Source organism: Neorhizobium sp. R1-B (assembly GCF_004368875.1).
GTDB classification, from domain to species: domain Bacteria; phylum Pseudomonadota; class Alphaproteobacteria; order Rhizobiales; family Rhizobiaceae; genus Neorhizobium; species Neorhizobium huautlense.
Window position 1 is genome coordinate 119,890 of record NZ_SOEM01000003.1, and the last position, 17,480, is coordinate 137,369.

Genomic DNA, 17,480 nt, shown 5'->3' on the forward strand with positions numbered 1-17,480 from the left:
CTCCCTAATGGCCTGCGAACTCCACCAATGTCCTGACCTCGACGCCGAGCGTTTCGAGCTTCTTGCGGCCGCCGAGGTCCGGCAGGTCGATCACGAAGCAGGCCGAGACGATCTCGGCGCCCAGCTGCCGCAGCAGCTTCACAGCGCCCTCGGCAGTGCCGCCGGTCGCAATCAGGTCGTCCGTCAGGATCACCTTCTCGCCGGGCTTCACCGCGTCCGCATGCATCTCCATTTCGTCGACGCCATATTCCAGGCTGTAGGCGATGCGCACCGTGTCATGCGGAAGTTTGCCTTTCTTGCGGATCGGCACGAAGCCAGCCGAGAGCTGGTGCGCGAGCGCGCCGCCGAGGATAAAGCCCCGCGCCTCGATGCCGGCGATCTTGTCGACACCCAGGCCCACATAAGGCCGCACCAATTCGTCCACAGCCTGCCGGAAAGCGGCCGCGTCGCCGAGCAGCGTGGTGATGTCGCGAAAGATGATGCCAGGCTTCGGATAGTCCCGGATGGAACGGATTGCGGCGGAGAGATCGGATTTGGACATGAGACCCCGAGAGAAAAATGGCAGATGGCGGGAGGCTAGCCTATCAAGTCGGCAACTCTCTCCCAACAAAAAAGCCGGCATCGCTGCCGGCTTTTTCATGCGAGGCGAAAGCCTCAGTGTTCCTTGTTGGCGTAGACCGACTTCTTCGTCAGGTAGATCAGGCCGGTGAAGATCACCAGGAAGACCATGACCATGAAGCCGGTGCGCTTGCGCTCTTCCAGATGCGGCTCTGCAGCCCACATCAGGAAGGCAGAAACGTCCTTGGCATACTGATCGACCGTCTGCGGAGCCCCATCGTCATAGGTCACCTGATCCGCGCTAAGCGGCGGAGCCATGGCAAGAGATGCGGACGCAACGAAATAAGGATTGTAGTGCGTGCCTTCCGGGACTTCCATACCGGCAGGCGGCTCCTGATAACCGGTGAGCAGCGAATAAATATAGTCCGGTCCGCCTTCCTGATACTGCCTGAAGATATCGAAGACGAATTGCGGGAAGCCGCGGGTGACGCCGCGCGCCTTGGCGATCAGCGAGAAATCCGGAGGAGCCGCACCGTTGTTGGCAGCGGCAGCGGCCTGCACGTTCGGGAACGGCGACGGGAAATAGTCCGACGGCACGGCCTTGCGCGCAAACATCTCGCCATCGTCGTTCGGGCCGTCCTGAACCTCGTAGTTCGCCGCGAAGGCTTTGACCTGCGCTTCCGAATAACCGAGGTCTTCCAGCGTGCGGAAGGACACCAGCTTCATGGAATGGCAGGCGGAACAGACTTCCGTATAGACCTTCAGGCCGCGCTGAAGCTGGCCCCTGTCATAGTGGCCGAACGGACCGGCAAAGCTCCAGTCAACCTGCTTCGGATGCTGGATCGGATAATGCGGCGTGCCGCCTTCCGCGTGCTCTCCGCCGGCAGGTGCTGCAGCGTGATCGTCCTGAGCGACCGCCGAAGCGGCGCCGAACCCTGCCAGAAAGGCCAGCGACACGAGGCTTGCAACAAGCTTTTTCATTTTTTTAATCCCTCTCGGTCGCGTACTGTCAGGCGCGGGCTGTGGCAGCGGCTGCGGCGGATTTACCGTTCTTTTCGAGAACGGCTTCCGTGATGGAGTTTGGAATGCGCCGCGGCGTCTCGAACAGGCCGAGCAACGGCATGATGACCAGGAAGAAGCCGAAGTAGTAGAGCGTGCCGAGCTGGGAATAACCGACGTAGTTGCCCGCAAGTTCGCCCTTGAACAGCAGCGCCAGCAGTCCGCCGCCTTCTGCGGGCATGGCGCCGAGCCAGCCGAGCATGATCGCATCGACCACGAAGAGCCAGAAAAACAGCTTGTACCAGGGGCGGTAGACGGCGGAGCGGACCTTTGACGTGTCGAGCCAGGGCAGGAAGAACAGGATGATGATCGAACCGAACATCACCAGAACGCCGCCGAGCTTGGAGTCGATCGGGCCGACATTGAAGGTGATGGCGCGCAGCATCGCGTAGAACGGCAGGTAATACCATTCCGGAACGATGTGAGCAGGCGTCTTCAACGGGTCAGCCGGAATGTAGTTGTCCGGATGACCGAGATAGTTCGGCATGTAGAAGATGAACCAGGCATAGACGATCAGGAAGACCGATACGCCGAGCGCGTCCTTGAGCGTCGCATAGGGGGTGAAGGCGACGGTATCCGTCTTGGTCTTCACTTCGACGCCGGTCGGGTTCGTCTGGCCGGTGACATGCAGCGCCCAGACGTGCAGGACGACGACGCCGGCGATCATGAAGGGCAGCAGGTAATGCAGAGAGAAGAAGCGGTTGAGCGTCGGCTGGTCGACGGCGAAACCGCCGAGCAGGAACTGCTGGATCCACTCGCCGACCAGCGGGAAGGCCGAGAAGAAGCCGGTGATGACGGTTGCGCCCCAGAAGGACATCTGACCCCACGGAAGCACATAGCCCATGAAGCCGGTGGCCATCATCAGGAGGTAGATGACGACGCCGAGGATCCAGAGGATTTCGCGCGGCGCCTTGTAGGAACCGTAGTAGAGGCCGCGGGCGATATGCAGATAGACGGCGATGAAGAAGAACGACGCGCCGTTCGCGTGCATATAGCGCAGGAGCCAGCCGTGGTTCACGTCGCGCATGATCTTTTCGACGCTGTCGAAGGCGACGCCAGTCGCTGCGGCATAGTGCATCGCAAGCACAACGCCCGTCAGGATCTGCACGATCAGCATGACCGACAGCATGGCACCGAAGGTATATGCGTAATTGAGATTGCGGGGAACGGGGTAGGAAACGAAACTGTCATGGATCATGCGCGGCAGCGGAAGCCGCGAATCGATCCACTTTTCGATGCCGGTCGATGGCTGGTATGTGGAATGACCGCTCATAAGTATTTATCCCCTCACCCGATCTGGATCACTGTGTCGGACGTAAACGTGAAAGTCGGAATGGCAAGGTTCTCCGGCGCCGGACCTTTGCGGATACGGCCCGCCGTGTCGTAGTGCGAGCCGTGGCAGGGACAGAACCATCCGCCGAAATCGCCGGCCTGGCCGAGCGGAACGCAACCGAGATGGGTGCAGGAGCCGATCATGACGATCCAGTTTTCCTTGCCTTCGCCAGCCGAACGATCAACTGCCGTCGCTTCTGCATCGGCCGGAAGGTTGGCATTGCGGGCGACAGGATCCTTCAGGTCAGCCAAGGCAACGGCATTCGCCTCTTCCACTTCCTTCGGCGTACGGTTCCGGATGAAGACCGGCTTGCCGCGCCATTTGACGGTCAGAGACATGCCCGGCTCGAGCGCTCCGACATTCACCTCGATCGAAGCCAGCGCCAGCGTCGAGGCATCCGGACGCATCTGATCGATGAAAGGCCAAGCGACCGATACCGCGCCGACCACGCCGGCCATGCCGGTCGTCAGGTAAAGGAAATCACGGCGCGTAGGCTCGCCCAGTGTTTCGCTATGTGTCTCGTGCTCGCTCACGGCTCAATCTTCCTTCTCACGCAATTCGCGAAAACCGCATTGCTCCCGTCCCAGGCGAATCTCGGTTGAACACAATTCGAACATAGATTCCCCGGCAATTCGGCGCGTTCTATGCTTGATCGCAAAATATGTCCAGTCTTGGCAAGTGCTGCGGGCCAGTTTGTCGCGGGAAAACTGAACGGTTGCGGCGCTCTAGTAACGCGGTCGCTACAAGCCTCCCAGACACGAGAATGGACCGATCCCGCGCCTCCCGAAATCTCGGTTTTTCATGGCGCTCGATCGAAAATCGCCGGGCCGACCGTTAACCGCTTTCGAGCCCACCGCATTGCAACAGACCGGAGCGCATGATAGGCGAACCGCACGGCGAAAGGCGGCCGCTGCGGACGGACCTGAATGAGACAAGCATTATCGGTTGCCATCTGCGTCATCGTGTCGCTTGTTCTTGCCGCAATCGGCACCCGCTACGTCCATCCTCACTGGATATTGGCAACGCTTTACAGCCTGCAGCTGCATGCAGCGGCGCTGTGCGTCCTCGCCATGATCCTTGCCCTGGCGGTGAAGCGGCACTTCTCCGTCTGGTTGCTGTTTGCCGCCTCACTTCTTTTTACCGGCCACGCGGTGCTGATGGGCCGGGAGTTTGCCGCAGTGCCGTCCGCGGAGGAGGCCCAAGCGCCGACCGTCCGTCTTCTCTCTTTCAACATCCTCAACGACAACTACGAAAACGCTGGGGACATCGTCCGCGCCATTGCGGGATCGGGCGCCGATCTCGTCAACATTATGGAGGCGGCTCCGCTGCGCGTTCACCTTGATGAACTGGCGAAGACATATCCCTACCGCGTGGGCTGCGGCGTCATCATTCCGCTCTGCGATCAGTTGATGCTATCCAAGACACCGATCGAAACGCCGATCGTCCGCAGCCTCAGCGACATCTTCCCCTCGCGCTTCATTCTCGCAAAGGTCACTGTTGCCGGCCGGACCGTCAATCTCGTCGGGATCCACACGACGAAGCCCTATTTCGACAATTTTCACTCGCAGGAACTGATCCGTGCCGCTCTGGCGATTTCGGAAGCGGAAGGCCCGCTTCTGCTATCGGGCGATTTCAACGCGTCGAGCCTCGCGCCGAACATGCGACGTTTCCTGCGCCTGACCGGGCTCAAGACGGTGGAATGGGAGCCGGCGACCTGGCCCATTCGCGCGGGCGTCTTCGGCGTCCCCATCGACCACGTCTATGCGCGGCCACCGTTAAAGATAAAGTCGTTGACGCGGCTTGCCGACGCCCACGGGTCGAACCACTACGGATTGATGGCCGAGATCGCCATTACCGGCCCCGCACCCTGATCCTATTGGGCCGCATCCGCCGCCAGAAAGCCCCCCGATTGCCGTGCCCAGAGCTCAGCATAGAGGCCGCCGCGGCCGATGAGCTGGCCGTGCGAGCCTTCTTCGATGATCCGTCCCTGGTCCATGACGATCAGCCGGTCGAGCGCCGCGATCGTGGAGAGCCGGTGGGCGATCGCCATGACCGTCTTGCCGTGCATGAGCCGCTGGAGATTGGACTGGATGGCGGCTTCGACCTCGGAATCGAGCGCCGAGGTGGCCTCGTCCAGAACCAGGATCGGCGCGTCCTTCAGCATCACCCTGGCAATGGCAACCCGCTGCCGCTGACCGCCCGAAAGCTTGACGCCCCGTTCGCCCACATGCGCATCGAAACCCTTGCGGCCGCGCTGATCCTCCAGCGCTGCGATGAACGCGTCGGCCTCCGCCTTTCGCGCCGCCTCGACAAGCTGCTCCTCCGTCGCATCCGGCCGACCGAACAGGATATTGTCGCGGATCGACCGGTGCAGCAGCGAAGTGTCCTGCGTCACCATGCCGATTTGCGCTCTCAGCGATTCCTGGGTCGCCTTGGCAATATCCTGGCCGTCGATGAGGATGCGCCCGCCTTCGAGGTCGTAAAAGCGCAGCAGCAGGTTGACGAGCGTCGACTTGCCGGCGCCCGAGCGTCCGACGATGCCGATCTTTTCTCCCGGCCGGATCGTCAGCGACAGGTTGTCGATGACGCCCCTCCGCCTGCCGTAATGGAAGCTGATATTCTCAAACCGGATTTCCGGACGCGTGACGACAAGCGGCGCCGCATCCGGCGCATCCACGAGCCCGATCGGCTGCGAGATCAGTTCCGCGGAATTCTGGATCGTGCCGATATTGCGCATGATACTGTTCAGCTGCGTCATCAATCGGCCGAGGAGAAAGTTCAGCCGCAGCATCAGCGCCAGCGTGAAGGCGACGGCGCCGGAGCTGATCAGCCCCGACAGCCAGAGATGCACGCTCATCGCGGCCATGGTGACGATCATCGTGCCGGAGAGGAAAGCCATCGAGGCTCGCACGCTGGTGAGCAGGCGAGTAAAAGCGATGATCGTCTCCTGGAAAGTCTCAAAGCCCGACCGCATGTAGCGGTCGTTGGCTTCGTCGCGGCCGAAGAGACGAAGCGTCTGGATATTGGAATAGGCATCCACCATCCTCCCGCTGATCATCGAACCGGCCTCTGCCGATGCCTTGGAATGCTCGCGGATGCGCGGCACGAAATATTTCGCAAGCACCGCAAATATCGAAAGCCAGGCGACGACCACGACAGCTAGGCGCCAGTCCAGTTGCGCCACCAGGGCAATCGTAGAGACCGAATAGATGCCGACGAACCAGACGCTTTCCATGAAGGACGTCAGCACGTCCCCCGTCGCCTGCCCCGCCGACCAGACCTTGGTGACGATCCGGCCAGAAAAATCGTTCTGGAAGAAGCTCAGAGACTGGCGGGAAACATGGATATACGACTGCCAGCGCACCAGGTTGTAGAAACCGGGCGTGATGATCTGCTGATCGACCAGCGCGGTGAACAGGCCGATCAGGAAGCGGCCGATGAAAACGACCAGCGCCATGACGACCAGCTCTGTCCCATGTTCGGCAAAGAGCCCGGACCAGCCGTCCGCGGGTTTGGCCGTATCGAGGATATCGACCAGCCGGCCCACATACCAGAACATCGCCGCTTCGACGCCCGCGGCAAGACCGCCGAGCACCAGCATGGCGAAGAAGGGAAGCTTGGCCTGCCGCACGTAAAACCAGATGAAGCTTATCAGGCCGGCAGGCGGCTTCAGGTCGTCCCGCCTCTCGAACGGCTTGATCCAGTTTTCGAAAGTGCGGAAGACCGTTTTCAACATCACCCCGATATAGGCGGATTCCCCTCTCCGGCAAAGGAGAATGGACGGATGACCGGCTTACATTTTCGTAACTTCGGCCATGAGGGAAGGAGAATGATGGAAGAAGCGGCGGATTACTCCGCCGCCTCGTCTTCGAGCGCGTGATCGCCGAGGAAGCCGCCGGACTGGCGGTTCCAGAGGTCGGCATAGATGCCGCCGGAAGCGACCAGTTCCTGATGCGTCCCGGCCTGCACGATCCGGCCGCGGTCGAGTACGATCAGCCGGTCCATTTCCGTCAAGGTCGAGAGCCGGTGGGCGATCGCGATCACCGTCTTGCCCTGCATCAGCGCAAAGAGGTTTTCCTGGATCGCCGCCTCGACTTCGGAATCGAGCGCCGAGGTCGCTTCGTCGAGCACCAGGATCGGCGCATCCTTCAGGAACACGCGGGCGATCGCGATCCGCTGCCGCTGGCCGCCCGAGAGCTTCACGCCCCGCTCGCCCACATGCGCTTCGAGCCCCTGGCGTCCCTGCATGTCGGAAAGTCCCTCGATGAACTCCCAGGCATTCGCCCGCTTTGCCGCCTCGATGATATCCGCATCGCTGGCATCCGGCTTGCCATAGGCGATGTTGTCGCGGATCGAGCGATGCAGCAGCGAGGTGTCCTGCGTCACCACGCCGATCAGCGAGCGCAGGCTGTCCTGCGTGACAGCGGAGATATCCTGACCGTCGACCGTGATGCGCCCCCCTTCCAGATCGTAGAACCGAAGAAGGAGGTTCATCAGCGTCGTCTTGCCGGCGCCCGAGCGACCGACGAGGCCCACCTTCTGCCCCGCCGGAATATCCAGCGTCAGGCCATCGATGACACCCTTGCCCTTGCCGTAGTGGAACCGGACATGGTCGTAGCGGATATGGCCCTTCTTCGCGGCAAGCCTGGTCGCCTCGCGCTGGTCGACGACATCATGCGGTTTCGTCATCATCGACATGCCGTCATAGACGGTGCCGATGTTTTCGAAGAGCGCGGAAACCTCCCACATCACCCATTGCGACATGCCGTTGATGCGCATGGCGAGGCCGATGGCGATCGCGATGGCTCCGATCGAAATGGCGCTGTCCAGCCAGAACCAGATCGACAGGCTTCCGACGACGAACAGCGCCGCACAGTTGTAAAAATAAACCAGCGCCTGGAAGCCGGTCACCTTGCGCATCTGCGCGTGAACGGTCTTGAGGAAGACGTCCATCGCATCGCGCGCATAGGCTTCCTCGCGACCGGCGTGCGAAAACAGCTTCACCGTCGCGATATTGGTATAGCTGTCCACCACACGGCCGGTCATCATCGACCGTGCGTCGGCCTGTTCGGACGAGATCTTGCGCAGGCGCGGCACGTAATAGGCGACCGTCAGCGAATAAACGATGATCCACAACACCAGCGGTGCGGCCAGGCGCAGGTCGGCCGACGCCACGACCGCCACCATCGACACGAAATAGGTGACGACATAGACGAAGACGTCGAGCACCTTCATCACCGTTTCGCGGATCGCGAGAGAGGTCTGCATCACCTTGGTCGACACCCGGCCGGCGAACTCGTTGGCGAAGAACGTCATCGAGTGCCGGAGCAGGAAGCGATGCATCTGCCAGCGGGCGATCATCGGGAAGTTGCCCATCAGTATCTGGTGCATGATCAGCGAATTGAACCCGGCAATCAGCGGCAGCGCGATCAGGACAACGAAGGCCATGAAGACGAGCTTCGTCCCTTCCCTCTCAAGAAAGGTCGCCCGGTCGGCGTTCGACAGCCAGTCGACGATGTCGCCGAGGAACTGGAAGAGCATCACTTCGCCGATCGCGATCAGCATCGTGCAGATCGACATGATCACGACCCATGGCCATACCGGCTTGGTATAATGCCACAAGAAGGCCAGCAGGCCGGAAGGCGGCAAGGTAGGCGTCTCATCCGGATAGGGATTGATGCGCCGTTCGAACCACGAGAACATGAAAAAGCTCCGTAAGTCGGACTGCCGTCGTTCTCCCGTGGACGTGGTAGAGACCAGGGGCGGACGGCGAAATTTAAGATAGCGCGGCCTTGTGCCGGCCACGGAACGAATCAAAGATGGGAAAGTTTGCGTGAAACCGCGAAACGCCTAGGCCAGACGAATAATGTTCTGGCAGCGGAGGCGCGAGAGCACGGTCATATCCATGTAGGCCTCCGTCGGCTGGCGTTGAAATGCAGGTTCCTTCTATCCCGTCCACGACAATTTGGAAAGGGTAAATCGACGCAAACATTACCTCCGCAGCTTTCATGTTGCCCGATCGTCACAGCTATGCCGGGTACTGAAAACACTTGTGTCCTGTTGCCGGTTTCCCGTAAGCACCGGAAATGACCACGCTCCGCATCGCCCTTTACCAGCCCGATATCGCCGGGAATACCGGTACGATCCTCAGGCTCGCCGCCTGCCTGGGGCTCGGCGTCGATGTCATCGAACCCGCCGGCTTCGACATCTCCGACCGCAATCTCAAGCGGGCCGGCATGGACTATTTGGCAAGCGTCGCTCTCGAGCGCCACGTCAACTGGCAGCGTTTCGACGAATGGCGAAAGGAGAATGGCCGCCGCCTCGTGCTTGCCTCCACCAAGGCCGCCCTGCCCTATACACGTTTTGAATTCCGGGCGGACGACATTCTTCTCTTCGGCCGCGAAAGCGCCGGCGTGCCCGATCACGTGCACGAGGCGGCTGAAGCGCGTATCCTGATCCCCATGGTCGAGGGCCAGCGCTCCATCAATGTCGCCATGTCGGCGGCGATGATCGCCGGCGAGGCGCTCCGTCAAACCAGCTGGAACTAATCCTACACCAATATAGCCATATACTGTCGCGAACGGCACTGTGCACAGGTGTGCAGCCGGCCTATATTCATTAGCCGGCAACCTATAATTCCCGCCTGTTTGCGCCGTCGCCGGCCGTCGGGGACCAAGGAGCATCCGCATGCAATCGACGATCGTCATCATCAACCTCCTCGGCGCCGTCTCGCTGTTGCTGTTCGGCCTTGGGCAGGTGAAGCATGGTGTGACGAGAGCTTTCGGCACCCGTCTCCGCGCCGGGCTTGCCACGGGCACCCGCAGCGGCTGGCGATCTTTCGTGTCCGGCCTGATCGCGACCATCGCGCTCCAGAGCTCCACCGCAACCGCGCTCACCGTCGCCTCCTTCGCGGACCGCAACCTGATCCGCCCGCGCATGGCGCAGATCGTTTTGCTCGGCGCCAATGTCGGCACTGCCGTCACGGCCTGGCTCGTCGCTACCGGCATCGAATGGCTTTCGCCGCTCATCATTCTCATCGGCCTCGTTCTCCATCGGGCGCGCTCGGGTACGCGGCAAGGCGCCGGCACGGCGCTGATCGGAGTCGGCCTGATGCTGCTGTCGCTGCAGCTGCTCGGCCTCGCGACCGAACCGATGCGCCAGTCGCCGGCGCTCGGCGCGTTCATCGGCCTCCTCGACAACGCCTGGCCGGTTGCACTTGTCGTCTCTGCGGCACTTGCCTTCGTCTCCTCGTCCAGTCTGGCGGCCATCGTGCTCATCCTGTCGCTCGCCTCGACGGGAATCCTGTCGACGGGCCTGATCATCGTGCTGGTCCTGGGCGCCAATCTCGGCGGCGCCATTCCGCCGGTGGTCGCCACACTCTCCGGGCCGGCCCCTGCCCGGCGCATCACGCTCGGCAACCTGATCGTCCGGGGCATCGGCTGCGCCATCGCGCTGCCGCTCGCGGGCTTCGGCGCGGAAATCATGCAATCGCTGCCGCTCTCGCCCGCGAAACTGCCCGTTGACGCGCATCTTGCCTTCAACATCCTTCTGGCGCTTGTCGCCTGGCCTTTTTCAAGGCTTTTATCCGACATCACCGCCCGCCTCGTCGCGGCGGATCCGGAAGTCGAAAGCGGACCGCGCTTCCTTGACCCCCAGGCGCTCGGAAATCCCGTCATGGCGCTCGCCAACGCCACCCGCGAGGTGCTGGGCGTGGGCGACGCGATCGAACGGATGCTGATCCGTGCGCAAAATGCCTTCAAGCACAACGACCTTGCGCCGCTTGCGGAGATTGCCGCGTTGGAGCAGCGTGTCGACAGCCTTCAGCAAGAGGTAAAGATCTACCTGTCGAAGCTCGGCCGTCAGGGCCTCGATGCCGAGAGCGCGCGCCGTTCGATCGCCATCATCGACTATGCCATCAACCTCGAGCATATCGGCGACATCATCGAAAAGGGCCTCTGCGAGCAGGTGCGCAAGAAGGTCTCGAATGGCCTGAAATTCTCCGACGACGGCTACCAGGAACTTGAAAGCCTCTTCAATCTGACCATCGACAATCTGCGCGCCGCCCAGACCATCTTCGTGACGGGCGACTTCAACCTCGCCCGCCAGCTGATGGAGATCAAGGTCGATGTCCGCCGCCTCGAGAAACGATCGGCGGAGCGCCACCTGGAGCGTCTTCGCGATGGCAGGATGGAAAGCCTCCAGACGAGCTCGCTGCATCTCGATCTGCTGCGCGATCTCAAACGTATCAACGCCCATATCGTGTCCGTCGCCCATCCGATCCTCGACGACAGCGGCATGCTGGTCGAAAGCCGCCTTCGCCTCGCCGAACCGCGCAACTGAGCCGTGCGAGGTCATGAGCGGCCTCCTTCGGCCCTCGCCTCCCTGAGCGGTTCCACATTCGGCAAGCCGGAGAACCGTGCGGCAATGCCGGGCAGCGACGCGGAAATCGTCGCCCCGGACATGAAGGTCAAGGTGCTGACCGAAAGCAGGGTGGAGTTGCGGGAAAAATGCGGATTGGCAGGCAGGCTGCCGGCAGTTTCTGTCTTCATGAGACGACGCTCCCTGGGTTTTGTTTCACGGGAGCACCTGCTATAGAACCTCAAGTAATATTGAGGTCAAGGGTCGCAATGCAGAAAAATTTCGATGAACGGATCCAGCTCGAGCTTTCCGTCGGAGACGTGGCCCGCAGAAGCGGCGTTGCCGTCTCGACGCTCCATTTCTATGAGGAGAAGGGCCTAATCCAGAGCCGCCGCAATCGCGGCAATCAGCGGCGCTATCCGCGGTCGATATTGCGGCGGGTTGCCATCATCAAGGTTGCCCAGAAGACGGGCGTGCCGCTGGCCGAAATCCGCGATGCCCTCTCCGTGTTGCCCCACGACCGCCCCCTCACTGCCAAGGACTGGCAAAAGCTGTCGGAGACCTGGAAACGCCAGCTTGACGAGCGGATCGCCGGCCTTACGGCGTTGAGAGATCAACTGAGCGGTTGCATCGGCTGCGGTTGTCTCTCCATGCAGGACTGTCCGCTCCGCAATCCCCACGACGTCCTCGGCGAGACCGGGCCCGGGCCGATCCTTCTGGACATCGAAACACTGTCCGGCGCCGAGGAAGATCACGCCGGATAGCAGGTTCAGGACCCGTAGCCCACTCCCGCTGCTTGGCACCTCCGGGTCGAACTGACCGACATTGTCAACAGTTGCGGCGGAGTTATCGGGGCGGCATTTTCTCGAATCTGTGCAGCGAGGCATCGATCGTGTCCCACGCATGGCCCCGGATGCTGTATGTGACGGCTTGCGGATTGAATGCGGCCGGGTCGTCGAGGCTCCCCGCGGAGATCGCAATCGGATCCGGCATTGCGGGAAATGTCAGGTAGACCGGCGTTCCGCAGGTCGGGCAGAAGGCATGGATCTTTTCGTTGCCGCTATCGCTCGTCACCCGCCAGGTGTTCGCTTCGCCGGTAATCGTCACATCGGCGCGACGGGGGAAGGTCAGATAGGATCCGTGCCCGGTGCCGCTTCGCTTCTGGCAGTCGCGACATTGGCAATGGTTCTCGAAGATGGGTTGGCTGCTCGTTTCATAGCGGATCGCGCCACACGCGCATCCGCCGATATAGGCCTTGGTCATTGTCATTCTCCCACTGGCAGACTTGTTGATTGGCACCGCAAGGAATTCATGCCGATTTCGGCTTGGCGAAAACATCGAGCCCCTGCCCGGTTTCCAGGAAGGATTTCAGGCTTGAAAGGACGACCGGCCAACCGCGCATGACGCCGTTCGCCATCCCGCTACCAGCTTCGAGCTCGTCGTGGCTGACGGTCAGCCGGACCATGTTCTCGTATTCCTCGATCGAAAACGTCACCCGGCTGTAGCTTGCCGGATCGGAGGCCTGCGAAGCGTTCGCCCAGGTGATGACGAGACGGGTGGGCGGTGAAACCTCGACGACCTCGCCGACGAGTTCGACGCTGCGCTCTTCATTGGCGCGAACATGTTCCCATTTCGATCCGGGCCTCCAGTCGGAGACGTTCTCGTGGCCCCAGTAGCGCCTTGCGACATCCGGTTTCGTTATGGCCTCGAACACCTCTTCGGGCGTCGAGAGAATGTAGGTCACGTAAACAAAGCTGGTTGTCTCTTTGGTCATATCACTCTCCTTCGAGTTCCTTCTTCAGATCGTGCAGCAGGCTGAGCCGCTGATGTTCGAATTTCCGCACCCACCGCTCGTAGACCTCGTAGAGGGGCACGGGGTTGATGAAATGCAGCTTTTCCCGACCGCGCTTGACCGTGCTCACTAGATTGGCCGCCTCCAATATCTCAAGGTGCTGGGTGGCGGACTGCCGGGCCATGTCCAGATTCTCGCAAAGCTGGCCGAGCGTCTGCCCGTTCTTCTCGCAAAGAAGATCGAGCAGCTTTCTGCGTGTCGGGTCGCCCAGCGCCTTAAAAACCTTGTCCGTGCCCATCGATCTCGCTCATCTATGAAGGTAGAATATGCAGGTAAATACCTGCATGTCAAATGACAGTTGCCCCTTGACCCGTCGTTCGTCACTGGCGCTCTACCGGGAGGGCGGCCGGTGTATTCGGGACGACGCGCCGGGATGCTCGATTGCCTACGGAAGAAAGTCCTGAATTTCTTCGTTCAGGTTTAACCAACACCCTGTTAAATGGCAGCCATGCCAAGCCCGCCCGAAACCGGCCTGGTTCCCACGCCACCCGCAGCAAAGGTCCATGGATGCCTGCTCGTTTTCCTCGTCTGCTTCTGAGCTTGCCGGTTTTGATTTCGGCGATCGCCACCTCTCCCGCCGCCGCGCAGCAGGCGGATCATTACTCGGCGGTAAGCAATACGGCGATGAGCGTGACCGGGGACATCTGGTTGGACGATTTCAGCATCACGTTCGAAAACGAAGAATCTCTCGCCTTCTCGGACCTGGTCGCCGATCATTTCCGTGTCGATGGCAGGCGCATACCGGCTTCAGTCTATCGCGTGGAGGATCCTGCCGACCCCGAGCTCGAAAACGGCAACCAGCTCTGCGGAACCGGTGACGTCACCTATGTCGCCAACTGGGCGGCGGGCGACGGCCTGTCGGCTATCGCCGTCTTCACCGGCAACAGGCCTCCGAAAAGCAGCGAGGAGATGTGCGCTCTTTATACCTACGAAGATCCCCGATAAGCGGACTTGCTGTCGCACCTGCGAAAATGCGGTTGGCAGTGCAGCATGTTTATGAGAAGCTTCGAACATGAATGCTCGCCACGAACGAACGTCTACCCGACGAGGCCATCATGTTCCCTACCGCATTCACTCACAACATCACGCAGTTTGCACGCACACTCAGCCTGCCTGAGCGCCTGCAGAACACGCCGCTTCGCAACCTGTCCCTTGAAACCTTGCGGCGGCGCAACACAACGCTGGATTCCCTTTTCTACGACATCAAGACCATCACGCCGGAAGAGGCCTTCTACATCAGCGACTCCCTCGCCGCCGAAGGAGCGATCCTCATCGTTCCGCCCTCGGACGGTCCTCTGCTGAAACTTTATGATACGCTGGACGATTTCATCATCGCGGGCGGAGACAAGATCGACATCCTCGCCGTGGCGGGTGTGGGAAGTTCCGCCCTCGGTTCGGCCGCCTTCGCCCGCAATGTCGCCAACGCTGCCGGGCGGCCGGTGGCCGTTGTTGTTTCGGGTTACGGTCTCGCTGATGTGGCAACCGAGGCGCTGGGCGGCTACTTCCTGTTCGGCTACCTTAACCAGATCCGACATACCTTTGAAATTCTGGACGAATTTTCCGGACGGCCGAAATTTGGAGCCGCACCGCACCTCGACCCCGAGCGGCTCGCAAGCCGCAGCCTCGACACGCAGACTGTCAGGGCAATGCTGGCAGATCCCCGCTTGTCCTTCCGCCTGCTCACCGGTCACTCCAAAGGAAACCTGGTTCTGTCGGAGGCCCTTTACGACCTTGCGGAAACGGACGCAGCGGCTGCGGAAAAACTTGCCCTGAACGCCAAGATCGTGACCTTCAGCGCCCGTATCGCCATGCCGCCCCTGTTTAAGGATGTGGTGGACGTGATGGGAGGATGGGATTGGTTCGGCGAGATCAACTCCCGCACCTTCATTCACAATGATGAAGTGGTTCCCCAGGCCTGGCATCACACCAATACGGAACTTCCGAGCCATCTTCCGGTAACGGCAGTCTTGCGCGAAATTCTGGCTCGCGCCGAAGCTCCCGAAGAAGTGGCTCAGCCGGCTGCAACCGCTCCGGAAGCCGCGCCAGCCGAACCTGTGCAAGCAGCCATATCGACCGTTCCGGCGCCTGAAGAGCCGCCATTTGCGCCATCGGTCGAAGAGCAAGGCGAAGAACAGCCTTCCCTGGAAACATCTCCAGCTCAGCCGGAACCTTCCCCGACACCGGTCGTTGCGGTGGCTCCCGCACCGCATCCGCCAATGCGCCGGGCGCCGCGGTCCGGCAAGCGTCCAGGTTCAAAGGCGAGGTAATCCGGAAAATTTCTTCGCGGCTCAATCTGCGCTCGGTAGCCGCCGCATCGTGAACTCGATGCGGTCGCCGTCGAGCTGGCGCCAGCTTTCCACCTCGGTCCAGTATGCGGCCTTGGGAAATTCATCGAACCACTGCCGGGCTTTTTCGCGCGCCTCCTCCCGCGACAGCAGGAAGGTTTCCCGGACGAACATTCCGGAGCGCTCGCCGGCTTTCTCCTGCCGGTGGCGTTGGATCCTGCGCCTCAGCCCGTCGAGCGGCGGTGGTGTGAATTTCGCCATGAGAGCCTCTCATCCGCACCTGTCTGAAGTTTAGAATAATGCTCGCAGACACGCTTTGCGAGTCTCATTTTCTACCCGCGACAAGCTATGGAATGGTCCGCGAAAGCTATAGATGCTAATGGCCAGCGGGAAAAATGCGAATCGCGCCAAGGAGATGGCGAGAGGACTGAATATGGAACGGCCGGAACTACCCAAGGGCTTGCCCGAGGATATCGAAGAGAAGAAGGCTGTCGCCAGGGCGTGGTTCGAAAGCCTCCGCGACACCATCTGCGCCTCGTTTGAATCGCTTGAAGACGAGCTCACCGGACCGCTTTGCGATCAGGAGCCGGGACGCTTCCAGAAGAAGGACTGGCAGCGCGACGAAGGCGCAGGCGGCGGCGGCAAGATGTCGATGATGGAAGGCCGCGTCTTCGAAAAGGTCGGCGTTCATACCTCCACCGTCTTTGGCGAATTCTCGCCCGATTTCCGCAGCCAGATCCCAGGCGCAGAGGAAGACCCCCGCTTCTGGGCATCCGGAATTTCGCTGATCGCCCACCCGGTCAACCCCAATGTGCCGACGGTCCATATGAACACGCGGATGGTGGTGACGTCGAGCAACTGGTTCGGCGGCGGAGCCGATCTGACACCGGTGCTTGATCGCCGTCGCACCCAGACCGATCCGGACAGCACGCTCTTCCACCGGGTGATGGAAATCACCTGCACCCGCCATGCGGCTGTGGCCGACTACGACCGCTACAAGGCCTGGTGTGACGACTATTTCTTCCTCAAGCATCGTAACGAGCCACGCGGCATCGGCGGCATTTTCTTCGATTGGCTGCATTCCGACGAGGAAAAAGGCGGCTGGGCAGCCGACTTCGCCTTCGTTCAGGATGTCGGACGCGCCTTCAATCTGGCCTATCCGAAAATCGTACGGTCCAATTTCAACAAGCCATGGACGGAAGAAGACCGCGACGAGCAGCTTATCCGCCGCGGCCGTTACGTGGAATTCAACCTGCTCTATGACCGCGGCACGATCTTCGGTCTGAAGACAGGCGGCAATGTCGAATCCATCCTGTCGTCTCTTCCTCCGGTAGTCAGGTGGCCGTAAGACGCCCTGGTCCGGCGTCACCTGCGGCGTTTTAGCTATAGCTTAACAAAAGTCATTTCAAATTTCCTGCGCTGTGCTAGCTTCCCTTTCGGTAGCACCGGGAGGAGGATGCGATGACTGCATCAACTAGCATACCAATGCCAAATGCGTCCGATGCAAAGGACGCGCTCCGAACCACCGACAGTCCCCAAATAATCGAACGCCTCGCTACAGAAATGCGGGTGAAAAGCGGCGGCGAACTGCCCCATGCCTTCTGTGTGGAACAGGTAAGGCGTCAGCTTGCGGGCAAGGCTTACGAGACCGCGCCAGCCAATGACCAACCCGGCCGGCACAGGACCTCACAGGAGGCTTCAGTCTTCGAAGCCTGGGCCTTGTGTGATTACTAGCGGGAACGGCGGAACGGGTTCCGAGTTATCGCTCTAAGGCGGGCAGACGGAGGAATTTCTTTCCGCCCGCCGACGGCAACAGGAGGAGACGTCATGCGATTGTTCGAATGCGGAACTCTCGTGCCGGGCTGCCAGTGGCACACCCGCGCCGAGGAAGATGCCGAAGTTGTCCGCCGAGCCGTGGAGCACATGCGCACGGCCCATGGCGAAGAAACCATTCGCGAAAACATGATCGAAAACATCAAGGCGCGCATTCGCAACGACGATAGCGCCGCCGCGGCCTGATCCCGTAAACTATCAG

The 17,480-nt window shown here is 60.9% G+C and carries 19 protein-coding genes; 8 read left to right on the forward strand and 11 right to left on the reverse strand.

Going from position 1 to position 17,480, the window contains the following annotated elements:
• Positions 1-4: 4 nt before the first annotated feature.
• The 4 genes from EDE05_RS05575 to petA form a co-directional block, all read right to left on the reverse strand.
• Positions 5-541: an adenine phosphoribosyltransferase gene (locus EDE05_RS05575; RefSeq protein ID WP_132409051.1), complete on the reverse strand. Its 537-nt coding sequence runs from the start codon at positions 539-541 to the stop codon at positions 5-7.
• Between the two features lie 113 nt (positions 542-654).
• Positions 655-1,539, reverse strand: coding sequence for a cytochrome c1 (locus EDE05_RS05580; RefSeq protein ID WP_105370287.1), 885 nt, complete (start codon positions 1,537-1,539; stop codon positions 655-657).
• A 28-nt stretch (positions 1,540-1,567) separates the two neighbouring features.
• Positions 1,568-2,890, reverse strand: coding sequence for a cytochrome b N-terminal domain-containing protein (locus EDE05_RS05585; protein ID WP_105370288.1), 1,323 nt, complete (start codon positions 2,888-2,890; stop codon positions 1,568-1,570).
• 14 nt (positions 2,891-2,904) lie between these two features.
• The gene (gene petA / locus EDE05_RS05590; protein ID WP_105370289.1) at positions 2,905-3,483 is read right to left on the reverse strand and encodes a ubiquinol-cytochrome c reductase iron-sulfur subunit; all 579 of its coding nucleotides are present in this window, start codon (positions 3,481-3,483) and stop codon (positions 2,905-2,907) included.
• Positions 3,484-3,876: 393 nt separating this feature from the next.
• On the opposite strand from petA, the gene EDE05_RS05595 reads away from it, so the two are divergent.
• Positions 3,877-4,821 carry an endonuclease/exonuclease/phosphatase family protein gene (locus tag EDE05_RS05595; protein ID WP_132409053.1) on the forward strand — a complete coding sequence of 315 codons (945 nt, stop codon included), beginning with the start codon at positions 3,877-3,879 and terminating at the stop codon, positions 4,819-4,821.
• A gap of 2 nt (positions 4,822-4,823) precedes the next feature.
• Here EDE05_RS05595 and EDE05_RS05600 read toward each other — a convergent pair whose 3' ends face one another.
• Both EDE05_RS05600 and EDE05_RS05605 read right to left on the reverse strand, forming a co-directional pair.
• Positions 4,824-6,689, reverse strand: a complete 1,866-nt coding sequence (locus EDE05_RS05600; protein ID WP_132409055.1) for an ABC transporter ATP-binding protein — start codon at positions 6,687-6,689, stop codon at positions 4,824-4,826.
• 110 nt (positions 6,690-6,799) lie between these two features.
• Entirely contained in the window at positions 6,800-8,653 is a 1,854-nt protein-coding gene (locus EDE05_RS05605; protein ID WP_134100567.1) for an ABC transporter ATP-binding protein, read from the reverse strand.
• A 383-nt stretch (positions 8,654-9,036) separates the two neighbouring features.
• Here EDE05_RS05605 and EDE05_RS05610 point away from each other — a divergent pair, with 383 nt between their 5' ends.
• Positions 9,037-9,498: a tRNA (cytidine(34)-2'-O)-methyltransferase gene (locus EDE05_RS05610; RefSeq protein ID WP_105370293.1), complete on the forward strand. Its 462-nt coding sequence runs from the start codon at positions 9,037-9,039 to the stop codon at positions 9,496-9,498.
• Between the two features lie 139 nt (positions 9,499-9,637).
• Positions 9,638-11,290, forward strand: coding sequence for a Na/Pi cotransporter family protein (locus EDE05_RS05615; protein WP_132409059.1), 1,653 nt, complete (start codon positions 9,638-9,640; stop codon positions 11,288-11,290).
• An 11-nt stretch (positions 11,291-11,301) separates the two neighbouring features.
• On the opposite strand, the gene EDE05_RS05620 is transcribed toward EDE05_RS05615, so the two are convergent.
• Positions 11,302-11,499: a hypothetical protein gene (locus EDE05_RS05620; protein WP_132409061.1), complete on the reverse strand. Its 198-nt coding sequence runs from the start codon at positions 11,497-11,499 to the stop codon at positions 11,302-11,304.
• 78 nt (positions 11,500-11,577) lie between these two features.
• On the opposite strand from EDE05_RS05620, the gene soxR reads away from it, so the two are divergent.
• Positions 11,578-12,072 carry a redox-sensitive transcriptional activator SoxR gene (soxR, locus tag EDE05_RS05625; protein WP_105370296.1) on the forward strand — a complete coding sequence of 165 codons (495 nt, stop codon included), beginning with the start codon at positions 11,578-11,580 and terminating at the stop codon, positions 12,070-12,072.
• 82 nt (positions 12,073-12,154) lie between these two features.
• Here the strand turns inward: soxR and EDE05_RS05630 are convergent, their stop codons facing one another.
• Genes EDE05_RS05630 through EDE05_RS05640 form a run of 3 tightly spaced genes read right to left on the reverse strand, consistent with a single transcriptional unit; the run spans position 12,155 to position 13,398 of the window.
• Complete coding sequence (locus tag EDE05_RS05630; protein WP_112800930.1) at positions 12,155-12,571, reverse strand: GFA family protein; 417 nt, start codon at positions 12,569-12,571, stop codon at positions 12,155-12,157.
• A 46-nt stretch (positions 12,572-12,617) separates the two neighbouring features.
• The gene (locus tag EDE05_RS05635; protein ID WP_132409063.1) at positions 12,618-13,082 is read right to left on the reverse strand and encodes an SRPBCC family protein; all 465 of its coding nucleotides are present in this window, start codon (positions 13,080-13,082) and stop codon (positions 12,618-12,620) included.
• Position 13,083: 1 nt separating this feature from the next.
• A complete protein-coding gene (locus tag EDE05_RS05640; protein WP_132409065.1) occupies positions 13,084-13,398 on the reverse strand; it encodes a helix-turn-helix domain-containing protein in 315 nt (104 codons plus the stop codon).
• 143 nt (positions 13,399-13,541) lie between these two features.
• On the opposite strand from EDE05_RS05640, the gene EDE05_RS27150 reads away from it, so the two are divergent.
• Positions 13,542-14,105, forward strand: a complete 564-nt coding sequence (locus EDE05_RS27150; RefSeq protein WP_245519873.1) for a hypothetical protein — start codon at positions 13,542-13,544, stop codon at positions 14,103-14,105.
• Positions 14,106-14,215: 110 nt separating this feature from the next.
• Positions 14,216-15,427, forward strand: a complete 1,212-nt coding sequence (locus EDE05_RS05650; RefSeq protein WP_132409067.1) for a hypothetical protein — start codon at positions 14,216-14,218, stop codon at positions 15,425-15,427.
• Between the two features lie 21 nt (positions 15,428-15,448).
• Here the strand turns inward: EDE05_RS05650 and EDE05_RS05655 are convergent, their stop codons facing one another.
• Entirely contained in the window at positions 15,449-15,706 is a 258-nt protein-coding gene (locus EDE05_RS05655) for a hypothetical protein (protein WP_105370301.1), read from the reverse strand.
• Positions 15,707-15,878: 172 nt separating this feature from the next.
• On the opposite strand from EDE05_RS05655, the gene hemF reads away from it, so the two are divergent.
• Both hemF and EDE05_RS05665 read left to right on the forward strand, forming a co-directional pair.
• Complete coding sequence (gene hemF, locus EDE05_RS05660; protein WP_105370371.1) at positions 15,879-16,793, forward strand: oxygen-dependent coproporphyrinogen oxidase; 915 nt, start codon at positions 15,879-15,881, stop codon at positions 16,791-16,793.
• A gap of 479 nt (positions 16,794-17,272) precedes the next feature.
• Positions 17,273-17,464, forward strand: a complete 192-nt coding sequence (locus tag EDE05_RS05665) for a DUF1059 domain-containing protein (RefSeq protein ID WP_105370303.1) — start codon at positions 17,273-17,275, stop codon at positions 17,462-17,464.
• Positions 17,465-17,480: the final 16 nt, after the last annotated feature.